Origin of the sequence: Burkholderia sp. AU18528 (assembly GCF_002223215.2) — a bacterium.
GTDB lineage: Bacteria > Pseudomonadota > Gammaproteobacteria > Burkholderiales > Burkholderiaceae > Burkholderia > Burkholderia semiarida.
This window is the reverse complement of record NZ_NKFC02000005.1, coordinates 341,074-363,728: the sequence shown is the minus strand read 5'-3', so window position 1 is coordinate 363,728 and position 22,655 is coordinate 341,074. Positions and strand designations below refer to the sequence as shown.

Below are 22,655 nucleotides of genomic sequence, written 5' to 3'. Positions count from 1 at the left end.
GTTCGGCGCGGGCGCTTCGGTGCGCCGGCGCCGGTCAATGCGCGACTGTGCGTGCTCGTTCACGACGCGGAAAGCGCGGCGGCGCGTCAGCCGTCGCGTGCGGCGCGCGTGCAGGCCGCGCAGGCCGGCGTCGCACCATCCGCCGTCGGCGCAGGCCGCACGCAACGGCTAAGATGCGGAGTGCGTCATACGACGCCTTTGCGGAGCAATCGCCATGGTGGATCGCCCGACCCTCGATGCCTACGACGCCCATGCCGCGCAATACGCGCAGGACTGGCTCGACCAGGCTGCGCCCGACGACATGTACGCACTGCTCGAACAGTATTTCTCGCCGGGGCTGACTGCCGACGTCGGCTGCGGCGCCGGGCGCGATACGGCGTGGCTCGCATCGCGCGGCTTCGACGTGCGCGGCTACGACGCGAGCGCCGCGCTGCTCGACGAGGCGCGGCGGCGCCATCGGGATCTGATTTTCGAGCGGGCCGCGCTCCCGGCGCTGCCCGGCGTACCGTCCGGCGCGTTTCGCAACGTACTGTGCGAAACGGTCGTCATGCATCTCGAACAGGCGGACGCGGCGGCGGCTGCCGCGCGGCTGGCCGATCTGCTGATGCCGGGCGGCACGTTGTACCTGAGCTGGCGGGTGGCCGGAAACGGCGTGCTGCGCGACGAGCGCGGCCGCCTCTATACGCCGCTCGATTCGGCGCGGATGCATGCGGCGCTCGGCGCCGGCGTGCGCGTGATCGACGAGCACGAGGTCGTCAGCGCATCGTCCGGCAAGCGCGTGCACCGGTTGATCGTGCGCAGGGCGGGCGGCGACGCGTGAGCGCGCCGCGCCGGCGCACTTGGCACTTACTCGCGGCTGAGCGCCGCTTCCCAGTTGATGTCGACGCAGAGCACCTGCATGCCCGTCGCGGCCGGTGCGGCGATCGACGCGGTCACGCACAGGTGCGCCTCGTTGATCGACAGGTAGGGCGGCGTCAGATGCACGCCGCCCGGCGCGCGCATCGCGTCGATGAAGTACGGGCGGCGTTCCCAGCTCGCGCCTTCGGAATGCAGCAGCGGCCGGAAGCGCTTCGCGCGTTGCGACACGCTGCCGCGCGCGAGCACGTTGTCGCCGATCTGGCGGCCCGACGCGTCGAGCAGGAAGCAGCGTGCGGTCTCGGGCAGCCCGAGCACCGCGGCCGCCGCATCGGTGAGCGATTCGCCCGCGCCGAGCTTGCGGCTCGCTTCCTCGAGCGCGGCGACGTACGGCGCGAGCCGTTCCGCCTGCGTGCGCTCGCGCTGCGCGACGCGCAGCCGCAGCGCGGCCGACAGCGTATCCATGCAGCCCGCGGCGGCCTGCGGCTGCACGGGGTCGACGCTCGGCCCCGCGAAGTACTGGCCCTGCACGAAATCGACGTCGCATTCGAGCGCGATCAGCGCGTCGCGTTCGGTCGCGAGCCCACCCATCAGCACGAGCTGGCCGGATTCGTGCAGCAGCGACACGAGCCCCGGCAGCACGCGTTCGAGATGCGAGTGCTCGCTCGCCTGCGCGAGGATGCCGCGGTCGAGCGTGACGATGTCGGGATGCAGGTGCCACACGCGATCGATGTTCGAATGCTTCGCGCCGAATCCGACGAGCGCGATCAGGAAGCCGGCCTTGCGCAGCCCGTCGATGATCGCCGCATAGCGCGGCGTCTCGCCGCCGGCCTGTTCGGGCACCTCGAGCACCACGCGGTGCGGCGGCAGCCCGAGCGCCTTCAGGTTCGCGAGCAGCGCGTCGCCGTACACGGTGTCCATCAGCGCGGCCGGATGCAGGCTCAGGAAGAGCCACTCGTCGTGGCTGTCGAACGCGTGGAAGTTACCGAGATGCAACGATTCGGCGAGCCGGCCGAGCTCGAGCAGGTCGCCGCGCCGTGCCGCCTGCGTGAACACCTCGCGCGACGCCACCTGGCGGTTTTCCTCGTCGTGCGCACGCAGCGACGCGTGATAGCCGATCGCGCGCCGGTGCGACACCGAGAAAACGGGCTGAAACACGCTGAACACGGTGTAGCCGCCGTACAGCACGGTGCGCCGGTTCCCGTCGTCGCCGGCGACCGGGCGGGGCGGCTGAAAGCCGGGGGGATCGATTTCGATCATGCTCATGATGTCGGCCGAAGGAAGGCTGCCAGTTTACCTACAGAATAGGCCAGCAAGAAGCATGCACGGCGGCATGGCACCGTGTACGGCCGCCCGGCGCGGCCGGTACGCGCGCGGCCGGGTCGCGTTGCACCGCGATGGTGCGCGCCGGCCCGATTCGGCGCGCGCCGCGCGTCACGCGCGCTCGGACGGGTCGGTCTTGCGCGCCGGGCCGCGGATCTCGGGCGCGAGCTGCGCGAAGATCCACGCGGACGCGGCCGTGATGATCCCGACGCAGATGAACGTCGCGTGGAACGCCGGCAGCGTGTTGCTCGGCGTCACGGTGCGCAGCATGCCGGTGAACGTCGCCAGCAGCGCGCCGGCGACCGTGACGCCAAGGCTCATCGACAGCATCTGCACGAGCGAGAACAGGCTGTTGCCGCTGCTCGCGCCGCCGGTGCCGAGATCCTTCAGCGTCAGCGTGTTCATCGCGGTGAACTGCATCGAGTTGAAGCCGCCGAACAGCGCGAGATGCACGACCTTCACCCACACCGGCACCGTGTCGCGCATCAGCGCGAAGCTTGCCATCATCACGCCGACCATGATCGTGTTCGCGAGCAGCACCTTCCGATAGCCGTGCTGCGTGATCAGCCGCGTGATGATCCGCTTCGAGAACATGCCGGCCGCCGCGACCGGCAGCATCATCAGCCCGGCCTCGAATGCCGAGTAGCCGAGGCTCACCTGCAGCAGCAGCGGGATCAGGTACGGCATCGCGCCGCTGCCGATCCGCGCGAACAGGTTGCCGAGCAGCCCGACGCTGAACGTGTGGATCTTGAACAGCTCGAGCGAGAAGATCGGCTGCGGCGCGCGCACCGCGTACAGCCCGTACGCGACGAAGCACGCGAGGCTCAGGACCAGCAGCACCAGCACGGCCGCGTGCTGCATGCCGAGATCGGCGAGCCCGTCGAGCGACAGCGAGATCGCGACCATGCCGATCGTCAGCAGCAGATAGCCCTTCAGGTCGAAGCGGCCGGCGGCCGGGTTGCGCGAATCGGGCATCGAATAGAAGGTCGCGATGCAGCCCGCGACGCCGACCGGCACGTTGATCAGGAAAATCCAGTGCCACGACGCGATCTTCACGAGCCAGCCGCCGAGCGTCGGCCCGATCAGCGGGCCGATCAGGCCCGGAATCGCGACGAACGACAGCGCGGGCAGGTAGCGCTCGGCCGGAAACGTGCGCAGCACCGCGAGCCGCCCGACCGGCAGCAGCATCGCGCCGCCGACGCCCTGCACGACGCGGAACGCGACGAGTTGCGTCAGCGTATGCGCGTTCGCGCACAGCAGCGAGCCGAGCGAGAACACCAGGATCGCGCTGAAGAACACGCGTCGCGTGCCGAACGTGTCGGCGAGCCAGCCCGACACGGGGATCATCACCGCCATCGTCAGCGAGTACGCGATCACGACCGATTGCATCCGCAGCGGCGATTCGCCGAGGCTCGCCGCCATCGACGGCAGCGCCGTGTTGACGATCGTCGCGTCGAGCGTCTGCATGAAGAAGCCCGTCGCAACGAGCCAGAGCATCACGGTGAGGTTTTTTTCGCCGGGAGCGGCGGCGGGCGGGCGTTGGAACATGAGGGCGGGGTGGTGGCGCGGGACAGCCGACATTGTAGGGAAAGCCGCCGCGCCGTGCAGGTTCGGGGCGATATGTGATGCGGCCCGACTCGACCTCGGCCGGCCGTGCCACGGGAAGCCTGTCCCCGTCGGGCGGCCAGTACAGTTCAGCCGAAAGCGTCTGCTGCCGTATCTGTCCGTGTGCCGCCTCCGTCCGAAATACTGGTGTCGTCGAACCCGTGCGACCAGGAGGCTGCCATGCGCGAACTGCGACTTTACGTGATGGACGGCGACGAGCCGGCCGGTCGGTGGCGGATCGTCGATTTCACGCTGCTCGAAGTGGCCGAAGGCGACGTGTGGGTGACCGTCGAGGGCCGGCCCGACGATCACTGGCTGGGTGCGGGCGCATCGCTGACGTTGCTGCCCGGCATGCGCGCGTGGGTCGGCGCCGGGCCGCGCGGCGCGACGTTCGCGTTCGGCCCGCTCGCGGCGCCGGCCGTGCGCTCAGCGTCCGCGTGGTGGCGTCCGTTCGCCGCGTGGCGTCACGGCCGGCGTCACACGGCCGCGTCGCTGCCGACGTAGCGTGCGCGTGGCCGGATCAGCTTTCCGTCCGCGTACTGTTCGAGCGCGTGCGCGATCCAGCCGGCCGTGCGGCCGGCCGCGAACAGCGTGAACGCCGCGCCGTCGGGCAGTGCGAGCGTGCGCTCCAGCACCGCGAGCGCGAAATCGATCGCCGGCCGCAGGCCCGTCGCCGCTTCGACGCGCGCGGCGAGCGCGCGCGCCACGCGCAGCGCCGGCCGCTTGGGCGCCGCCGCGTGCAGCGCATCGAGCAGCGCCCGGGCGCGCGGATCGCCGTCGGGGTATAGCGGGTGCGCGAAGCCGGACAGGGCCGTGCGGCCGCCGTCCGCGCGTTCGTCGTGCGCGAGCCGCAGCGCGAGGTAGCGGTCGAGATCGGCGGCGCGGGCCGCTTCGTCGAGCAGCGTGCCCGCGCGGAACGTCTCGCCGCCGTGACGCGGCCCCGACAGCGCCGCGAGCCCGCCGGAGATCGCGCCGAACAGATGGGTGCCGGTCGACGCGATGCAGCGCACCGCGAAAGTCGACGGATTCAGTTCGTGATCGGCGCACAGCACGAGCGCGCGCCGCAGCAGGTCGGCTTCGGCGCGCCGTCGCACGCGCCACGCGGCCGCGAGCTGCCGGTGCACGGGCGCGTCGCCCGGCGCGATGCCGGCGAGCGCGGCCGTCGCGACGCGCAGCAGCAACGCGGCGGAATCGAGCTGTGCATCGCGCCCCTGCGCCCACAGGCGCGGCAGCGATGCAGCCGCGGCCGGCAGCAGCACCAGCGCGCGTTCGAGCGGCGCGAGCGGCGCCCAGCGATGGGCCCAGTCGCGCCACTGCGCCGCGTCGAAACCGGTCGATGCGAGCGACGCGGCGGCCAGCCGCGCGGGCGGACAATCCCACAGCCGCGCGGCCGTTTCCTCGAGTGTCGCCGTATCGGCTAGCGCGATCGCATCCGCGCCGCGATAGCGCAGGCGGCCGTCGGCGATCTGCGTGATCCGCGATTCCAGGACCGGCACGCCCCAGTCGAGCGAACGTTCGGCGACACCGCCCGCGCGCTTCGCGTCGGCGCGGCGGCGCGCGAGCAGGCGCACTTCGTCGGCGTCGTAGCGGCGGCGCTTGGTCGCGCCGTCGGGCAGCGAGCGCAGCAGGCCGCGGCTCACGTATGCATAGAGGGTACTCACGCTGACGCCGAGCATGCCGGCGGCTTCCTGCGCACTGAGGGACGTCATGCCGGTTGCTCCTGTCGCCGCGCATGAAGCGCGGAACCGCTACAACTATTCGTTATGTATTGATTCGCGCAATCAAGATTGATCGCGCCTGTCGCGAATTCTAGACTCGATTCCGTCTCCTCAACGGTATCTCCTTCACCATGACACCCGAATCCGCATTGGCGCATCTTTGGCAACTCGCACACGGCGAGCGCGACGCGCTGGCTCGCACGACCGTGACCGGGCAGGACCCGACGTTGCCGTCGACGTTTCATGTGGGCACGCTTGCCGCCGCGACGATCGCCGCGGCCGCGCTCGCGGCAGCCGAATGCCATCGGCTGCGCACGGGCGTGGCGCAATCGGTCGACGTGTCGGTGCGCGACGCGCTCGTGGCGTTTCGCAGCGAACGCTACCTGCGCGTGGACGACGGGCCGCCGCCCGAGTTGCGTCATCCCGTCACCGGCTTCTTCGAGACGGGCGACGGACGCTGGATTCAGCTGCACGCGAATTTCCCGCATCACCTGCACGGCATTCTCGACGTGCTCGGCTGCGGCCCGCAGCCGGCCGACGTCGCCGCGGCGATTCGCACGTGGGACGGCGCGGCGCTCGATACCGCGCTGGCCGACGCCGGCCTGTGCGCGGCATTGATCAGAACGCCTGACGAATGGGCGGCGCACGAGCAGGCGCGCGCGATCGCGTCGCTGCCGCTGTTCGAGATCGAGCGGATCGGTGACGCGCCGCCCGAGCCGATCGGCCGCGGCGAGGGCGGCCGGCCGCTGGCCGGCGTGCGCGTGCTCGATCTCACGCGCATCATCGCGGGGCCGGTCGCGGGCCGCACGCTGGCGTCGCATGGCGCGCAGACGCTGCTCGTCAACGGCCCGCACCTGCCGAACATCGCGCCGCTCGTGATCGACAACGGACGCGGCAAGCGCTCGACGTGGATCGATCTGCGCGACGCGGCAGGCGTCGATACGCTGCACGCGCTGGCGCGCGAGACGGACGTGTTTCTGCAGTCGTACCGGCCCGGCGCGCTCGCCGCGCGCGGGTTCGCGCCGCGGGCGCTGGCCGAGCGGCGGCCCGGCATCGTCTACGTGTCGGTGTCGGCGTACGGGCACGCCGGGCCGTGGGCGAAGCGGCGCGGGTTCGACAGCCTCGTGCAGTCGGCGAGCGGAATCGCATGGCACGAGCAGCAGGCCGCGCAGGCGAGCGGGCCGCGCCATCTGCCATGCCAGGCGCTCGACCATGCAACGGGGTATCTCGCGGCGTTCGGCGCGATGATCGCGCTCGCCCGGCGGGCGCGCGAAGGGGGAAGCTGGCACGTGCGGACGTCGCTCGCGCAGACGGGGCGCTGGCTGCAGTCGTTCGGCGCCGTGCCGGGCGGGCTGCACGCGCCCGATCTCGCGCTGGCCGACGTGCGCGACCGGATCGAGCGCGTCGCGTCGCCGTTCGGCGTGCTCGACACCGTGCGGCCGGCCGAGCGGTTGTCGGCGACGCCGCCGTCGTTCGCGCGTCCGCCCGTGCCGCTCGGCACCGACGACGCGCGCTGGTTGTGAGCGCCGGCGCCTCGCCTCGCGTTACTTGCGCAGCTCGACGACGAAATCGTAGTAGTCGTTTCGGCAGTAGGTATCGGTCAGTTCGATCGCGCGCTGGTCGGACGTATAGCCGATCCGCGTGATCAGCAGCAGGGCGTCGTGCGGGGCGATGCCCATCTGTTCGGCGATCTCGTCGGTCGCGTTGACCGCGCGGAAATGCTGCAGCGCGCGCACGATCGGCGTGCCGCGCGCTTCGAGATAGCTGTACAGCGAGCCGACGATCGCCTGCGGATCGGGAATCAGCGTCGCGGGGAACGTCGAGTTCTCGACGGCCATCACGATGCCGTCGGCCAGGCGCAGACGTTTCAGCCGCGTAACCGATGCGGCCGGCGACAGCCCGAGCTGGATCACTTCGTCGCGGTTGGCCGGCTGGATTTCGCGCGCGAGCCACTGCGAGCTCGGCTTGAAGCCGCGGCGCTCGAGCATTTCGCTGAAGCTCGACAGCCGCGACAGCGGATCCTCGTAGCGCGGCTGGATGAAGTTGCCCGCGCCCTGCGTGCGGCGGATCAAGCCTTGCTCGACGAGCAGCGCGATCGCCTTGCGCGCGGTGATGCGCGACACGCCGAGCGCTTCGGACAACACACGCTCGGAAGGCAGCGCTTCGCCGGCCGTCCAGCGGTTGTCGTGGATTGCATCGCCGAGCTTGCGGGCGAGCTGCAGGTAGAGCGGCGTATCGTTGTCGGGGTCGGGGCGCAGGTCCTGCCAGCGGTCGTCCGTGGGTGCCTTCATACAATGGGTATCGATCAGGTTGCGGCCATTCTAAGTCATCATGCCGTGCCGTTATAGCCGGTTTTTGCCGCGTAACAGGCCGGAGGCGTACCGATTGACTACACTGATGCGTCGTATCCGATGCTTCGGCCGCGGTGCGCGGCCACGAATCCGCAACGAGGAAACGCATGACAGACACGATCGCCACGGTCGTCTTGCCGAACGGCGAGACGATTCCGAAGCTGGGCCTGGGCACCTGGGAAATGGGCGAGCGGCCGGCGCGGCGCGCGGACGAGATCGCCGCGCTGCGCGAGGGCGTCGAACTCGGGATGACGCTGGTCGATACGGCCGAGATGTATGGCGACGGCGCGACCGAGGAACTGGTCGGCGACGCACTCGCGGGCCTGCGCGACGACGTGTTCCTCGTCAGCAAGGTCTATCCGCACCATGCGAGCCGGCGTGGGGTCGTCGCTGCGTGCGACGCGAGCCTCAAGCGCCTGCGTACCGATCGCCTCGACCTGTATCTGCTGCACTGGCGCGGTTCGGTGCCGCTCGAGGAAACGGTCGAGGGTTTCGACGCGTTGCAGCGTGCTGGCAAGATTCGCCACTGGGGCGTGAGCAACTTCGATACGGCCGACATGGCCGAACTCGTCGACGAGGCGGGCGGTGGTGCGTGCGCCACCAACCAGATTCTCTACAACATCGCGCGACGCGGCCCGGAATTCGACCTGCTGCCGTGGCTGGCCGAGCGCCGGATACCGGCGATGGCATACAGTCCGGTCGATCACGGGCGGCTGCCGAAACGCTCGCCGCTCGACGAGATCGCGCGGCTGCGCGGCGTGTCGGTGATGCGCGTCGCGCTGGCATGGGTGCTCGCGCAGCCGGGTGTATTCGCGATTCCGAAGGCGTCGCGAATCGAGCACGTGCGCGACAACCGCGCCGCGCTCGATGTGGTGTTGAGCGATGACGAGCGCGTGCAGCTTGACGCGTATTTCCGTCCGCCGCGCAGCAAGCGCGCGCTCGAGATGCTCTGACCCCGGGCAACGCCTGGGGTCAGTGGTTGCCGCCGGGCGATCCGCCGTTGCCGTGACCGCCGCCGTTGCCGCGACCGCCACCGTTGCCGTTGCCGACACCGTTGGCCCCGCCGTTGCCGGCGCCTCCACTGCCATTGCCGTTACCGTTGCCGCCGCCATTGCCGTGGCCGCCGGTGCCATTGGCGCCGCCGCTCCCGCCGCCGTTACCGTTTCCGCCGCCATTGCCGCCGGCACCGTTGCCGTTTCCGCCATTGCCGTGACCGCCGCCGCCGTTGCCGTGGCCGCCGCCATTGCCATGGCCTCCGCCGCCAGCACCGCCGCCGCCAGCACCGCCGCCAGCACCGCCACCAGCACCGCCGCCGCCAGCACCGCCGCCAGCACCGCCACCAGCACCGCCACCAGCACCGCCACCAGCACCGCCACCAGCACCGCCACCAGCACCGCCGCCACCGCCGCCACCGCCGCCACCGCCGCCACCGCCGCCACCGCCGCCACCGCCGCCACCGCCGCCACCGCCGCCACCGCCGCCACCGCCGCCACCGCCGCCGCCGCCGCCGCCGCCGCCGCCGCCGCCGCCGCCACCGCCGCCGCCGCCGCCGCCGCCACCACCGCCGCCACCGCCACCGTGACCACCGCCGTGACCGCCGCCGTGACCGCCACCACCGCCGTCACCGTGGCCACCGCCACCCGAAGTACCGCCACCCGAAGTACCGCCACCCGAAGTACCGCCACCGGAAGTACCGCCACCCGAAGTGCCGCCACCCGAAGTGCCGCCACCCGAAGTGCCGCCACCCGAAGTACCGCCACCGGAAGTGCCGCCACCGGAAGTACCGCCACCCGAAGTACCGCCACCCGAAGTACCGCCACCCGAAGTGCCGCCACCCGAAGTGCCGCCACCCGAAGTGCCGCCACCCGAAGTACCGCCACCCGAAGTGCCGCCACCGGAAGTACCGCCACCCGAAGAGCCGCCACCTGAACCGCCGTTGCCCGACGCGTTGCCGCCGCGGCCCGTTCCGCCCGGGCTGCCCGAGGTTCCCCCCGTCGTTCCCCCGACACCGGCAGGTCCGACGGCGCCGTTCCCGTTGTTTCCACCGCTACCGTTCCCGTTGCCACTGCCGCTACCTGTCCCACCACCATTCCCGCCGCCGCTGCCGCTCGCGCCGGGACCGCCATTACCGGCGCCCCGGCCGGCATAGACGTGCGCCGCGCATCCAGCCGGATCGGCGGCGCACGGCGAGGCGTTCTCGACCAGCGTCATGATGGTGTCCGCACTGGCGTTCGTGTCGGACGCGGAGTCGGGTGTCGTGTTTTGTGCGACGGCATACGAGCAGCAGCACGCCAACGCGGCTGCGGCCAGCAAGGTTGCACGAGGGCGCCGTCCCGCCGCGCGGAACGGTTGTGTCGTTTTATGCATCATGGCCTCCCCATGCGCGCGATGCCTCGTTGCCGCGCGACGATTTACGTGTAGTGCAGGGGGCTCAGAAGATTCGTTGTCCTATCGTCGGCCGATGACGTTCGGGCCGGCGCTTGACGCCAGCCGCGGACGCGGATCGGCACGCGGGCCCGCCGTGCGGATCCCACTCTGCGAGATTCGTGCCATCGGCCGCTCAGGGCCGTGACGAAAGGCGTGCGCAGTCGCGCGAGCGCGCATGCAGCACCGTTGGGAGGCGTTTTGTTTCCGGAATGAAACGTAGGGGCGTCGTTCAGCGCGCCGGCGCGTCGGCCGCGCGTTGCCAGCGGTGGAACAGGATCGACGCGATCCAGCAGAAGAGGAACAGCGCGACGATGCCGTAGCCGATCGAGCCGAAGCGTTCGCCGATCGCATCGAGCGTGTCGCGCACGGGGCCCGACAGCGCCAGCTTGTCGGCCAGCAGGCCGGCCGCCTCGATCCCGCCGATCGCCAGCGCGACGGCCGCCGACACGAACGTGATGCTCGCGTTGTAGAGCAGCTTGCGCTGCGGATCGTCCATCGCCCAGCCGTATGCCCGAATCATCAGCACGTTGTCGGTCGAGTCGATCAGCGTCATGCCGGCGGTGAACAGCGCGGGAAACAGCATGACCGTATAGACCGGGAGGCCCTGGCTTGCCTGCGCGGCGGCGATCGCGAGCAGGCCGATTTCGGTTGCAGTATCGAAACCTAGCCCGAACAGCACGCCGACCGGGTACATGTGCCAGCTCTTCGACACGAACCGGAACAGCGGGCGCAGCAACCGCGATACGAGTCCGGCGGGACGATGGTCGTGCGCGCCGTCGTGCGTATGCCCGGATGCGCCGCGATAGCGTCGCCACACGTCGCGCAGGATCATCAGGTTCACGCACGCGAGCACCAGCAGGAAGGTGGCCGATACGGCCGTGCCGATCGTGCCGCCGATTTCGCGAAATGCGTCGAACCGGTCGCGCAGCGCGAACGCGGTCAGCGCGATGCCGAGCGTCGCGACGATCACGATCGTCGAATGGCCGAGCGAGAAGAACAGGCCGACGCTCACCGGACGCTGGCCGTCCTGCATCAGCTTGCGCGTCGCGACGTCGATCGCGGCGATGTGATCCGCGTCGACCGCATGACGCAGCCCGAGCCCGTACGCGATCGCCGCGGTGCCGAGTAGCAGCGGATGGTCGCGCAGCACCGCGAGCGCCCACAGCCAGACGGCGACGTTCGCGGCGATCAGGCCGGCATAGAGGGTCAGCAGGCGGCGCAGGGCAGGGGTGGGGGTGGGCGGCATCGGGCGGGTTCCATCTGACGAATCGCCATCCATTGTGGCACGCGAAAAAAAGCTCGGCGCGCCGATCAAAAAGGGCCGCGATTCGCCGTGTGCGCCGGACGAAAAAAAGCCCGTCCGGAACCGGACGGGCTTCGCGTACCCGCGACAGCACGCGGGTGAGCAGTGCTTACTTCGTCTTCGCGTTGATCACGGCTTCCGACACGTTCGCCGGCGTTTCCGCGTAATGCTTGAACTCCATCGTGTACGTCGCACGGCCTTGCGTGGCCGAGCGCAGCGACGTCGAATAGCCGAACATCTCCGCGAGCGGCACTTCGGCGCGCACCAGCTTGCCGCCGCCGCCCGCGATGTCCTCCATTCCCTGCACGATGCCGCGCCGGCTCGACAGGTCGCCCATCACGTTGCCCATGAAGTCCTCGGGCGTCTCGACCTCGACGGCCATCATCGGCTCGAGCAGCACGGGCTTCGCCTTGCGCATCGCCTCCTTGAACGCCATCGAGCCGGCCATCCGGAATGCGTTTTCGTTCGAGTCGACGTCGTGGTACGAACCGAACGTCAGATGCACCTTCACGTCGACGACCGGGTAGCCGGCGAGCACGCCCGACTTCAGCGTGTCCTGGATACCCTTGTCGACCGCCGGGATGTATTCACGCGGAATCACGCCACCCTTGATCTCGTCGAGGAACTCGTAGCCCTTGCCCGGGTTCGGCTCGAGCGTGATCACCGCGTGGCCGTATTGGCCGCGACCGCCCGACTGCTTGACGAACTTGCCTTCGACGTCGGCCGCCGTCGTGCGCACCGTTTCGCGATAGGCGACTTGCGGCTTGCCGACCGTCGCCTCGACGCCGAACTCGCGCTTCATCCGGTCGACCAGGATTTCGAGGTGAAGCTCGCCCATCCCCGAAATGATCGTCTGGCCGGACTCTTCGTCGGTCTGCACGCGGAACGACGGATCTTCCTGCGCGAGCCGGTTCAGCGCGAGGCCCATCTTTTCCTGGTCGGCCTTCGTCTTCGGCTCGACGGCCTGCGAGATCACCGGCTCCGGGAATTCCATCTTCTCGAGGATGATCGGCTTGGCCGGATCGCACAGCGTGTCGCCGGTGGTCGCCTCCTTCAGGCCGACGGCCGCCGCGATGTCGCCCGCGCGCACTTCCTTGATTTCCTTGCGCTCGTTCGCGTGCATCTGCAGGATCCGGCCGAGCCGCTCCTTCTTGTCCTTCGTCGCGTTGAGCACCGTGTCGCCCGACTCGACGACGCCCGAATACACGCGGAAGAAGATCAGCTGGCCGACGAACGGGTCGGTCATGATCTTGAACGCGAGCGACGAGAACGGCTCGTCGTCGCTCGGGTGGCGTTCCGCCGGCTTTTCCGGATCGGCGAAGTCGTGGCCGAGGATCGCGGGCACGTCGACCGGCGACGGCAGGTAGTCGATCACCGCGTCGAGCATCGCCTGCACGCCCTTGTTCTTGAACGCGCTGCCGCACAGCATCGGCACGATCTCGTTGGCGATCGTGCGCTTGCGCAGCGCGGTCTTGATCTCGTCCTCGGTCAGCGATTCATGGTCGTGCAGATACTTCTCGAGCAGTTCCTCGCTCGCTTCGGCCGCGGCCTCGACCATCTTCTCGCGCCATTCGTGCGCGAGATCGACGAGGTTCGCGGGGATGTCCTCGTACGTGAATTTCACGCCCTGGCTTTCGTCGTCCCACACGATCGCCTTCATCTTCACGAGATCGACGACGCCCTGGAAATGGTCCTCTGCGCCGATCGGAATCTGGATCGGCACGGCGACGCCCTTCAGGCGCTCGCCGATCTGCTTCTGCACGCGGAAGAAGTCCGCGCCGATCCGGTCCATCTTGTTGACGAACGCGATGCGCGGCACCTTGTACTTGTTCGCCTGGCGCCACACGGTCTCGGATTGCGGCTGCACGCCGCCGACCGAGTCGTAGACCATGCACGCGCCGTCGAGCACGCGCATCGAGCGCTCGACCTCGATCGTGAAGTCGACGTGCCCGGGCGTATCGATGATGTTGATCCGGTGTTCCGGATAGTTGCCGGCCATGCCCTTCCAGAAGGCCGTGGTCGCCGCCGACGTGATCGTGATGCCGCGTTCCTGCTCCTGCTCCATCCAGTCCATCGTGGCCGCGCCGTCGTGCACTTCACCGATCTTGTGGCTCACACCGGTGTAAAACAGGATGCGCTCGGTCGTCGTGGTCTTGCCGGCGTCGATGTGAGCGCTGATCCCGATGTTTCGATAGCGCTCGATGGGGGTTTTGCGGGGCACGTGAACCTCCTGGTGGTTCGGATCGTAAGGGGGCCGGCTGGGCCGGCCCGGACTGGAACAAGCGAGATTTAAAGGATAGCGCTTGTCCGTGGCTTTTGCAGATGCGGGCAGCGTGTGCCGAATCAAGGCGGGCGCCGCGGGCGGGCGAAAAAAAAGCCGGCGCGCTGCGAGCGGCCGGCTCGGGTCGACGCGCGGCGCCGCCGCGGCATGGGCGTTTACTGCGGCTTGGGCAGCCCGTCGAGCTTCATGCCCGGCTTGATGCCCTTCGCGGCGAACCAGCCCTTGCTCATCTCGAGCGCATAGACGCCGTTGTTGCGCGGGCAGTGGTTGTCGGTCGTCTCGGCCTTCATCTCGTCGATGTCGGTGATCGTGCCGTCCGCGCGGATGAACGCGATCGACAGCGGAATCAGCGTGTTCTTCATCCAGAAGCAGTGCACGGCGTTCTCGTTGAAGACGAACAGCATGCCCTCGTTCGGCGCGAGCTGCGAACGGTACATCAGCCCCTGTTCGCGGTCGGCGTCGTTCGCGGCGACGGCCGCGTCGATCACGTACATGCCGGCGCGCAGCTTCACGCGCGGGAACTCGCTCGGCTGCTTGGCGCCGGGCGGCACTTGCGCGCCGGCGGCCTGCATGCCGAGCGCGAGAACGGCGAGCGCGGCGGGAAACACGGCGGCGCGCGCAAGGCGGCCGAGCGACGGGCGCAGGGAGAATGGCACAGCATGGCTCCTGTCTGGAAAGCAAGACCCGCATGGTACGCGATGCGCGGCGGCGGGCACAAAAAAGAAAAAGGCAGATCGCCTTGCGGTGATCTGCCTTTCAACGCCGTAAGAACGGCAGGACTGCGTGTTCTTGACTGCGTTATTACAGCTTGCTTACTTAGTTCGAAGCAGCTGCCGGCGCTTCGGCTTCGCTAGCTGCCTTCTTCGCTGCGTGGTGCTTCTTGGCGTGGTGCTTCTTGGCAGCCTTGTGCTTTGCCGGTGCCGAAGCAGCTGCCGGAGCAGCAGCCGAAGCAGCTTCCGGAGCCGATGCTTGTGCGAAAGCAGCCGTTGCGAAGAGACCAGCGACCAGAGCGGCGATCAGTTTGTTCATGTTGTGTTCCTCAGCTTTAGTTAATTAACCAAATGACCCGGCAATAGGAGTCATGTCGTCTAACGGTGCCATCCACCTTTCGGTTGACAGACGCTTCGAGAAATTTCTCTTTGCGCTGCGGGCGCCGAATCGTATTCGAATAAAACGTCGCTTTCGTGACGCAAACACGGGGTTCGGCTGCCAATGCCGGATAGCTAAGGTTGGCATCTGCGTGGTTTAACGCGCGATCTGCGCGCCCGGTTGACGAAAAAGACGACGAAAAATTCGCGCGGTCCGGATCCGCTACCCGGCGGCTGCGAAACCGTCCCACGGCGCGCGCGGCGGCAGGGCGATTGTTTCGCCCGGCGCAATGCCGAGCGCGAATATATCGAGCGCGCCGATGCCGACGCGCACCAGGCGCAACGTCGGAAAGCCGACGGCCGCCGTCATCCGGCGCACCTGCCGGTTCTTGCCCTCGGTGATCGCGAGCTCGATCCACGTGGTCGGGATCGCGGCGCGGTAGCGGATCGGCGGATTGCGCGGCCACAGCGTGTCGGGCGGCTCGATGAATTCGGCGCGGCACGGGCGCGTCACGTAGTCGCCGAGATCGACGCCGCGCGCGAGCGCCTTCAGGTCGGCCGGCCCCGGCGCGCCGTCGACCTGGGCCCAGTAGCGCTTCACGAGCTTGTGGCGCGGCTCCGCGATGCGTGCCTGCAGCGCGCCGTCGTCGGTGAGCAGCAGCAGCCCCTCGCTGTCCGCATCGAGCCGGCCGGCCGCGTACACGCCGGGCGTTTTTACCCAGTCGCCGAGCGACGGCCGCGTCTCGTGCGCGGAAAACTGGCAAATCGTGCCGAACGGCTTGTTGAGGGCGATCAGGTTCATGGCAGGGCGCCCGCCCGGCGCCCGTACGGAGCCGGGGGCGGGCGGTCTATGGCAAATGGCGGAATCTTAATGCATAATACGGAACGGCAAGTCCTCTGTCTTATATAAGACATAAGTGAGGTCTTGATACGCAGTGCCGCGGTTCGCGCCGAAGTGCCCGGTTGGGGCGCTAGAATAGCGGCTCGCTGTTGCCGTCACGGGGTGGCCATGCCGCGCCCCCGCCGCGCGCGCAGCTTCGACCAGCATCACCTGCTCAGCCACGTCACTGGAGTCGATCATGCCGTATCAGCACATCAAGGTTCCGGAGGGCGGTGACAAGATCACCGTCAACAAGGACTTCTCGCTCAACGTTTCCGATCAGCCGATCATTCCCTATATCGAAGGCGACGGTACGGGCTTCGATATCACGCCGGTCATGATCAAGGTCGTCGACGCGGCGGTCGCGCATGCGTACAAGGGCAAGCGCAAGATCCACTGGATGGAGATCTTCGCGGGCGAGAAGGCGACCAAGGTGTACGGCCCGGACGTGTGGCTGCCGGACGAAACGCTGCAGGTGCTGAAGGAATACGTCGTGTCGATCAAGGGGCCGCTCACGACCCCGGTCGGCGGCGGCATCCGTTCGCTGAACGTCGCGCTGCGCCAGGAGCTCGACCTCTACGTGTGCCTGCGCCCGGTCCAGTACTTCAAGGGCGTGCCGTCGCCGGTGCGCGAGCCGCAGAAGATCGACATGGTGATCTTCCGCGAGAACTCGGAAGACATCTACGCGGGCATCGAATGGGCCGCGGGCTCCGAGCAGGCGAAGAAGGTGATCAAGTTCCTGCAGGACGAGATGGGCGTGAAGAAGATCCGCTTCCCGGAAACCTCCGGGATCGGCGTCAAGCCCGTGTCGACCGAAGGCACCGAGCGGCTCGTGCGCAAGGCGATCCAGTACGCGATCGACAACGATCGCAAGTCGGTCACGCTGGTGCACAAGGGCAACATCATGAAGTTCACGGAAGGCCTGTTCCGTGACGCCGGCTACGCGCTCGCGCAGAAGGAATTCGGCGGCGAGCTGATCGACGGCGGCCCGTGGATGCGCGTGAAGAACCCGAAGACGGGCAACGAGATCGTGATCAAGGATTCGATCGCCGACGCGTTCCTGCAGCAGATCCTGCTGCGCCCGGCCGAATACGACGTGATCGCGACGCTGAACCTGAACGGCGACTACATCTCCGACGCGCTGGCCGCGCAGGTCGGCGGCATCGGGATCGCGCCGGGCGCGAACCTGTCGGATTCGGTCGCGATGTTCGAGGCGACGCACGGCACGGCGCCGAAGTACGCGGGCAAGGATTACGTGAACCCGGGTTCCGAGATCCTGTCGGCGGAAATGATGCTGCGCCACCTCGGCTGGACGGAAGCAGCCGACACGATCATCGCCGCGATGGAGAAGTCGATCCTGCAGAAGCGCGTCACGTACGACTTCGCGCGCCTGATGGAAGGTGCGACGCAAGTGTCGTGCTCCGGCTTCGGCGAAGTGCTGATCGAGAACATGTAAGACCCCTTCCGGGGTGGGCCGGCACGATGCCGGCCGCCCCGGCGCTGTCTGCCGGCGCCGGAGCGTTTCGTGGATGGCAGGTTTGTTGGCAGGGCGGCCCGGCATCCGGGCCGCGGCGCCGCGATGCGGCCCGCAGGCCCTGCAAGGTAGAACATGACGGCCCTCGCAACACCACCGCCCGGCTGAGCCGGCGCGCCCCTTTCGCGATCGACCCGGTCGCTCCCCGCCGGTTACCGCCGGCGCTCTTCAGTCCCACCATCACGTAGCAATGCTTTGACCACCATGTCCACTTCGCCCAAGATCATCTACACCCTCACCGACGAAGCGCCCGCGCTCGCGACCTATTCGCTGCTGCCGATCGTCAAGGCCTTCACGCGTTCGTCCGGCGTCGCCGTCGAAACGCGCGACATCTCGCTCGCCGGCCGCATCATCGCTGCATTCGCAGACATCCTGCCGTCGGAGCAGAAGGGTTCCGACGATCTGGCCGAGCTGGGCCAGCTCACGCTGAAGCCGGAAGCGAACATCATCAAGCTGCCGAACATCAGCGCATCGGTGCCGCAGCTGAAGGCCGCGATCGCCGAACTGCAGGCGCAGGGCTACGCGCTGCCGGCCTATCCGGAAGACCCGTCGACGGACGAAGAGAAGGCCGTCAAGGCGCGCTACGACAAGATCAAGGGCAGCGCGGTGAACCCGGTGCTGCGCGAAGGCAACTCCGACCGCCGCGCGCCGCTGTCGGTCAAGAACTACGCACGCAAGCATCCGCACAAGATGGGCGCGTGGAAGTCCACGTCGAAGGCTCACGTCGCGCACATGACCGAAGGCGACTTCTACGGCAGCGAGAAGTCGGCGCTGATCGCCGCGGCCGGCAGCGTGAAGATCGAACTGACGACCACCGACGGCACGAAGCAGGTGCTGAAGGAAAAGACGGCCGTGAAGGCCGGTGAAGTGATCGACGCGTCGGTGATGAGCCGCAACGCGCTGCGCAGCTTCATCGAGGCGCAGATCGCCGACGCGAAGGCGCAGGACGTGCTGTTCTCGGTGCACCTGAAGGCGACCATGATGAAGGTCTCGGACCCGATCCTGTTCGGCCACTTCGTGTCGGTGTTCTACCGCGACGCGCTGACGAAGCACGCGGACGTGCTGGCGAAGGTCGGCTTCAACCCGAACAACGGGATCGGCGACCTCTACGCGCGCCTGAAGGATCTCCCGGCCGACACGCGCGAGGCGATCGAAGCGGACGTCAAGGCCGAGTACGCGGTGCGCCCGCGCCTCGCGATGGTCAACTCGGACAAGGGCATCACGAACCTGCACGTGCCGAGCGACGTGATCGTCGACGCGTCGATGCCGGCGATGATCCGCGATTCGGGCGGCATGTGGGGCCCGGACGGTCAACTGTACGACGCGAAGGCCGTGATTCCGGACCGCTGCTACGCGGGCGTGTACCAGGCCGTGATCGAGGACTGCAAGCAGCACGGCGCGTTCGATCCGGTCACGATGGGCAGCGTGCCGAACGTGGGCCTGATGGCGCAGGCGGCCGAGGAATACGGTTCGCACGACAAGACGTTCCAGATTCCGGCGGACGGTGTCGTGCGGGTCATCGACGAAGCCGGCAACGTGCTGCTCGAGCACGCGGTCGAGTCGGGCGACATCTGGCGCATGTGCCAGACGAAGGACGCACCGGTGCAGGACTGGGTCAAGCTCGCGGTCAACCGCGCCCGCGCGACCGGCGCCCCGGCCGTGTTCTGGCTCGATCCGGCGCGCGCGCACGATGCGCAGATCATCGCGAAGGTCGAACGCTACCTGAAGGATCACGACACGAACGGCCTCGACATCCGCATCATGACGCCGGTCGAAGCGACGCGTTTCTCGCTCGAGCGCATCCGTGCGGGCAAGGACACGATCTCGGTCACCGGCAACGTGCTGCGCGACTACCTGACCGACCTGTTCCCGATCATGGAACTCGGCACCAGCGCGAAGATGCTGTCGATCGTGCCGCTGATGGCCGGCGGCGGGATGTTCGAAACGGGGGCGGGCGGCTCGGCGCCGAAGCACGTGCAGCAGTTCGTCGAGGAAGGCTTCCTGCGCTGGGATTCGCTCGGCGAATTCCTCGCGCTGGCCGCGTCGCTCGAACACCTCGGCAACGCGTACCAGAACGCGAAGGCGCTCGTGCTCGCGAAGACGCTCGACCAGGCGACCGGCAAGTTCCTGGACGAGAACAAGTCGCCGGCGCGCAAGGTCGGCGGCCTCGACAACCGCGGCAGCCACTTCTACTTGTGCCTGTACTGGGCGCAGGCGCTGGCCGAGCAGAGCGAGGACGCCGCGCTGAAGGCGCAGTTCGAAGGTGTGGCGAAGGCGCTGTCGGACAACGAGGCGCGCATCCTGGAAGAACTGGCGGCCGCGCAAGGCAAGCCGCAGGCGATCGGCGGGTACTACCGTCCGAACGTCGAGCTGACGAGCCAGGCCATGCGCCCGAGCGCGACGCTGAACGGCATCGTCGACGCGGTCGCCTGACGCCGGCCGCGCACTCGCGCGAGCCGATGCATGCGCCGGTGCGGCGGATTGAACCGTTCGCCGCCCGGCACACAAGAAAAACGCCCCGGTCGCCCGGGGCGTTTGTCGTTGCGGGGTTGCCATTCAGACGTGAACGATTTCCCATTCGGCGATTTCATGCGGCACTTCGAGCGTCGCGGTGTCGAGTTCGGACAGTTGCTCGCAGTCGCCGCGCGAGATATGGTCGGCCGCCACTTCGGGGCACGAGAACGCGCCGAGCAGGGCGTTGCCGAACGTCGCTTCCCAGCCGCCGTTACCCGGCAGGATGTAGAACGACCCGAGCGCTGAACCAAAGCGAAATCCCTTCATTTCCGTTCTCCCTTTCTGATCACAAGCGATTCTGTTGCGCCGTCCGCCGGTTCGCCCGGCTGTGGCCCGACTGGCTGCTTGCGCCGGATTCCGTGTCGAACGTCGTGGCGAAGCGTCAGTGCATGGAACCAAGTCTACGTCCGGGCTCCGCTCGGATGGTGCGCGTAGAGCGACTTCTCGAAACAAAAATTCCCTTTTAAAAACAATTGATTATTTTCGTCGTTTTGTATTGCGGAACGTTTTTCGGCATCGCGAAACGGGAAATTTGTGCCCTGCACCACGAATTTTTATAACGCAGTGACTTGTTCCGCATCGTGAAAAATAGGCGGATGCGAGCATCCGGCTGCAGCGGCGGAGAGCGCGAGGGCCGAGTGGAAGGCGCACAGCGCGTTCGCTGGAATGTGCGAAGGGGCGGCGCCATGCGTGCCGAAACACCGCCCGGCGATGGCCGTCGTGACGCCGTCCGGCGCGGTAACGATGCGTGCTGCGGCGTATCGCCACCCGTCCCGCGGCGGCGTTTTTCGATCCGGCCCTGCGGTTATGATGACGCGATCGCCGCGGCTCTCGCGCGGCGCTGCACGGATAACGAGGATCGATTGATGAGACGGAGAACCTTCCTGTCGCGCACCATCGGTGTCGCGGCCGCGTCGCTGTTCGCGCGCGCCGCATCGGCGCAGCATGCCGGTCACGCGGGCATGGCCGGCATGGATTCGATGGACGACATGCCGGGCATGTCGGGTATGTCAGGGATGTCGGCGCACGCGCAGCACGGCAAGCCCGCTCCGGCTGCCCTGGCGGCCGCCGACGCGCTGCCGGCGGGCGCGCCGCTCGCGACGTTGCGCACGCTGGCCAACGAAAGCCAAGAGCCCGGCACATTCCGGGCCACGCTGGTCGCTCAACCGGTGGCGCGAGCGCTGCTGCGCGGTGCGCGGCCGACCCCGTTCTGGCAGTTCGGCCCGGGCACGCAAGGCCCCGTCGTCGGCCCGCTGATCGACGTGCGCGAGGGCGATACGGTCGAGATCCGGTTCGTGAACAAGCTGCCGCAGCCGTCGACGATCCACTGGCACGGCCTGCCCGTGCCGCCCGACCAGGACGGCAACCCTTCCGATCCGGTCGCGCCCGGCGCGTCGCGCGTGTATCGCTTCACGCTGCCGAAGGGTAGCGCCGGTACGTACTGGTACCACCCGCATCCGCACATGATGACCGCCGAGCAGGTGTTTCGCGGGCTGGCCGGCCCGTTCGTCGTGCGCGCCGCGGAGGATCCGCTTGCCGGCTGGCCCGAGCGCCACCTGTTCGTGTCGGATCTGAAGCTTGCGCGCGACGGCACGATCGCGCCGAACGACATGATGGACTGGATGAACGGCCGCGAAGGCCAGTTCGTGCTGGTCAACGGTGCGCGCCGGCCGCGCATCGACGTCGCGGGCGACGAACGCTGGCGTGTCTGGAACGCGTGCAGCGCACGCTACCTGCGCATCGCGTTCGACGACGGTCGCGCGTTCGAGCAGGTGGGCACGGACGGCGGGCTGTTCGACGCGCCGCGGCGCGTGACGTCGCTGCTGATTGCGCCGGGCGAGCGCGCGGAACTGTTGGTGCGTGCCGGCGATCGTGTGTCCCGCGCGGTGCTGCAGGCGGCCGAGTACGACCGCCGCAAGATGGCGATGTCGCACGACGACGGTCACGGCAGCCTGCCGCCCGATCCGGCGCTGGCGCTGGCCGATGTCGCGTTCGCGCCCGCCGAGGCCCGCGCGCTGCCTGCCACGCTGCGCACGGTGCCGCCGCTGGGCGAACCGGTCGCGCACAAGACGGTCGCGTTCGGCGAGGAAATGGACATGGACGCGATGATGAAGGGGGCGGCGCACGGCCGCCCGGCGGGCATGCGCTTCACGATCAACGGCGATACGTACGCGCCGCATCGCGCGACGCTGACGAGCCGCCGTGGCGACGTCGAGCGCTGGGAGATCCACAACGCCACCGACATGGATCACCCGTTCCATTTGCACGGCACGCAGTTTCAGGTGATCGAGCGCGCGTCGAACGGCTCGCGCATCCCCGAGCCGTTCCGCGCATGGCGTGATACCGTGAACGTGCGCAGCGGCGAAACCGTGACGATCCTCACCACGCAGGAGATGTCCGGCGAGCGCATGTTTCACTGCCACATCCTCGAACACGAGGATCTCGGGATGATGGGAACGCTGAAGGTGATGTGATGCCGGATCGATCCGCCGTCGGGCTGGTTTGACGGCGGATCGATCGTCCCGCGATCGCACAGCGGCCATTCCTGTTCAGACGCATCCGATGTTCGATATCCACGCAATCGGACAGCGCTTAATTTCGTACTTGGCTCATATTCTTTTGAGTTGACGGTCCCTATACTCGGTCGAGTGCAATTTCCATGACGCGCTACGGTGCCGGCCCATGCGGGCGGGCATCGCCGGTGTCGCCATGACGTTGCGCGGTATTGACGCGGGCGCAAGACGATATCCGTTTCTCTTGAATTCAAACGATGTCG

Annotated in this window: 18 protein-coding genes; 7 read left to right on the top strand and 11 right to left on the bottom strand. The window is 68.3% G+C overall.

What is annotated here, in order from left to right:
* The first annotated feature begins 214 nt into the window (after positions 1-214).
* On the top strand, positions 215-820 hold the full coding sequence (locus CFB52_RS13275; protein WP_099316750.1) for a bifunctional 2-polyprenyl-6-hydroxyphenol methylase/3-demethylubiquinol 3-O-methyltransferase UbiG: 606 nt from the start codon (positions 215-217) through the stop codon (positions 818-820).
* Positions 821-846: 26 nt separating this feature from the next.
* Here CFB52_RS13275 and CFB52_RS13270 read toward each other — a convergent pair whose 3' ends face one another.
* Positions 847-2,121, bottom strand: a complete 1,275-nt coding sequence (locus CFB52_RS13270; protein ID WP_099316749.1) for an EAL domain-containing protein — start codon at positions 2,119-2,121, stop codon at positions 847-849.
* A 168-nt stretch (positions 2,122-2,289) separates the two neighbouring features.
* Entirely contained in the window at positions 2,290-3,726 is a 1,437-nt protein-coding gene (gene mdtD, locus CFB52_RS13265; protein ID WP_059578356.1) for a multidrug transporter subunit MdtD, read from the bottom strand.
* A gap of 237 nt (positions 3,727-3,963) precedes the next feature.
* Between mdtD and CFB52_RS13255 the strand changes: the two genes are divergently transcribed.
* Positions 3,964-4,287 carry a DUF2917 domain-containing protein gene (locus tag CFB52_RS13255; RefSeq protein ID WP_089465079.1) on the top strand — a complete coding sequence of 108 codons (324 nt, stop codon included), beginning with the start codon at positions 3,964-3,966 and terminating at the stop codon, positions 4,285-4,287.
* Here the strand turns inward: CFB52_RS13255 and CFB52_RS13250 are convergent.
* Complete coding sequence (locus CFB52_RS13250; RefSeq protein ID WP_099316748.1) at positions 4,260-5,492, bottom strand: citrate/2-methylcitrate synthase; 1,233 nt, start codon at positions 5,490-5,492, stop codon at positions 4,260-4,262. The two genes, CFB52_RS13255 and CFB52_RS13250, sit on opposite strands and share 28 nt — an antisense overlap.
* 140 nt (positions 5,493-5,632) lie before the next feature.
* Between CFB52_RS13250 and CFB52_RS13245 the strand changes: the two genes are divergently transcribed.
* The gene (locus CFB52_RS13245; RefSeq protein WP_099316747.1) at positions 5,633-7,024 is read left to right on the top strand and encodes a CoA transferase; all 1,392 of its coding nucleotides are present in this window, start codon (positions 5,633-5,635) and stop codon (positions 7,022-7,024) included.
* Positions 7,025-7,045: 21 nt separating this feature from the next.
* Here CFB52_RS13245 and CFB52_RS13240 read toward each other — a convergent pair whose 3' ends face one another.
* Complete coding sequence (locus CFB52_RS13240) at positions 7,046-7,792, bottom strand: GntR family transcriptional regulator (protein ID WP_006489667.1); 747 nt, start codon at positions 7,790-7,792, stop codon at positions 7,046-7,048.
* Between the two features lie 167 nt (positions 7,793-7,959).
* Here CFB52_RS13240 and CFB52_RS13235 point away from each other — a divergent pair, with 167 nt between their 5' ends.
* Positions 7,960-8,805, top strand: coding sequence for an aldo/keto reductase (locus tag CFB52_RS13235; protein WP_059578345.1), 846 nt, complete (start codon positions 7,960-7,962; stop codon positions 8,803-8,805).
* A 19-nt stretch (positions 8,806-8,824) separates the two neighbouring features.
* Here CFB52_RS13235 and CFB52_RS35050 read toward each other — a convergent pair whose 3' ends face one another.
* The 6 genes from CFB52_RS35050 to CFB52_RS13205 all read right to left on the bottom strand — a co-directional run bounded on the left by CFB52_RS35050 (position 8,825) and on the right by CFB52_RS13205 (position 15,753).
* Entirely contained in the window at positions 8,825-10,219 is a 1,395-nt protein-coding gene (locus CFB52_RS35050; protein WP_099316956.1) for a hypothetical protein, read from the bottom strand.
* Between the two features lie 289 nt (positions 10,220-10,508).
* Entirely contained in the window at positions 10,509-11,558 is a 1,050-nt protein-coding gene (locus CFB52_RS13225; protein WP_059576889.1) for a HoxN/HupN/NixA family nickel/cobalt transporter, read from the bottom strand.
* Positions 11,559-11,691: 133 nt separating this feature from the next.
* On the bottom strand, positions 11,692-13,803 hold the full coding sequence (gene fusA / locus CFB52_RS13220) for an elongation factor G (protein ID WP_060966749.1): 2,112 nt from the start codon (positions 13,801-13,803) through the stop codon (positions 11,692-11,694).
* A gap of 215 nt (positions 13,804-14,018) precedes the next feature.
* Positions 14,019-14,519, bottom strand: a complete 501-nt coding sequence (locus CFB52_RS13215) for a DUF192 domain-containing protein (RefSeq protein WP_034208197.1) — start codon at positions 14,517-14,519, stop codon at positions 14,019-14,021.
* Positions 14,520-14,679: 160 nt separating this feature from the next.
* On the bottom strand, positions 14,680-14,892 hold the full coding sequence (locus tag CFB52_RS13210; protein WP_006398520.1) for a hypothetical protein: 213 nt from the start codon (positions 14,890-14,892) through the stop codon (positions 14,680-14,682).
* 282 nt (positions 14,893-15,174) lie between these two features.
* Positions 15,175-15,753, bottom strand: a complete 579-nt coding sequence (locus tag CFB52_RS13205; protein ID WP_059576881.1) for a pseudouridine synthase — start codon at positions 15,751-15,753, stop codon at positions 15,175-15,177.
* A 277-nt stretch (positions 15,754-16,030) separates the two neighbouring features.
* Here CFB52_RS13205 and icd point away from each other — a divergent pair, with 277 nt between their 5' ends.
* A complete protein-coding gene (gene icd, locus CFB52_RS13200) occupies positions 16,031-17,287 on the top strand; it encodes an NADP-dependent isocitrate dehydrogenase (protein WP_006478026.1) in 1,257 nt (418 codons plus the stop codon).
* 282 nt (positions 17,288-17,569) lie between these two features.
* A complete protein-coding gene (locus CFB52_RS13195) occupies positions 17,570-19,798 on the top strand; it encodes an NADP-dependent isocitrate dehydrogenase (RefSeq protein WP_099316746.1) in 2,229 nt (742 codons plus the stop codon).
* 123 nt (positions 19,799-19,921) lie between these two features.
* On the opposite strand, the gene CFB52_RS13190 is transcribed toward CFB52_RS13195, so the two are convergent.
* Entirely contained in the window at positions 19,922-20,146 is a 225-nt protein-coding gene (locus CFB52_RS13190) for a hypothetical protein (RefSeq protein WP_006490888.1), read from the bottom strand.
* A gap of 599 nt (positions 20,147-20,745) precedes the next feature.
* Between CFB52_RS13190 and CFB52_RS13185 the strand changes: the two genes are divergently transcribed.
* Positions 20,746-22,353, top strand: a complete 1,608-nt coding sequence (locus CFB52_RS13185; RefSeq protein WP_099316745.1) for a multicopper oxidase family protein — start codon at positions 20,746-20,748, stop codon at positions 22,351-22,353.
* Positions 22,354-22,655 lie beyond the last annotated feature (302 nt).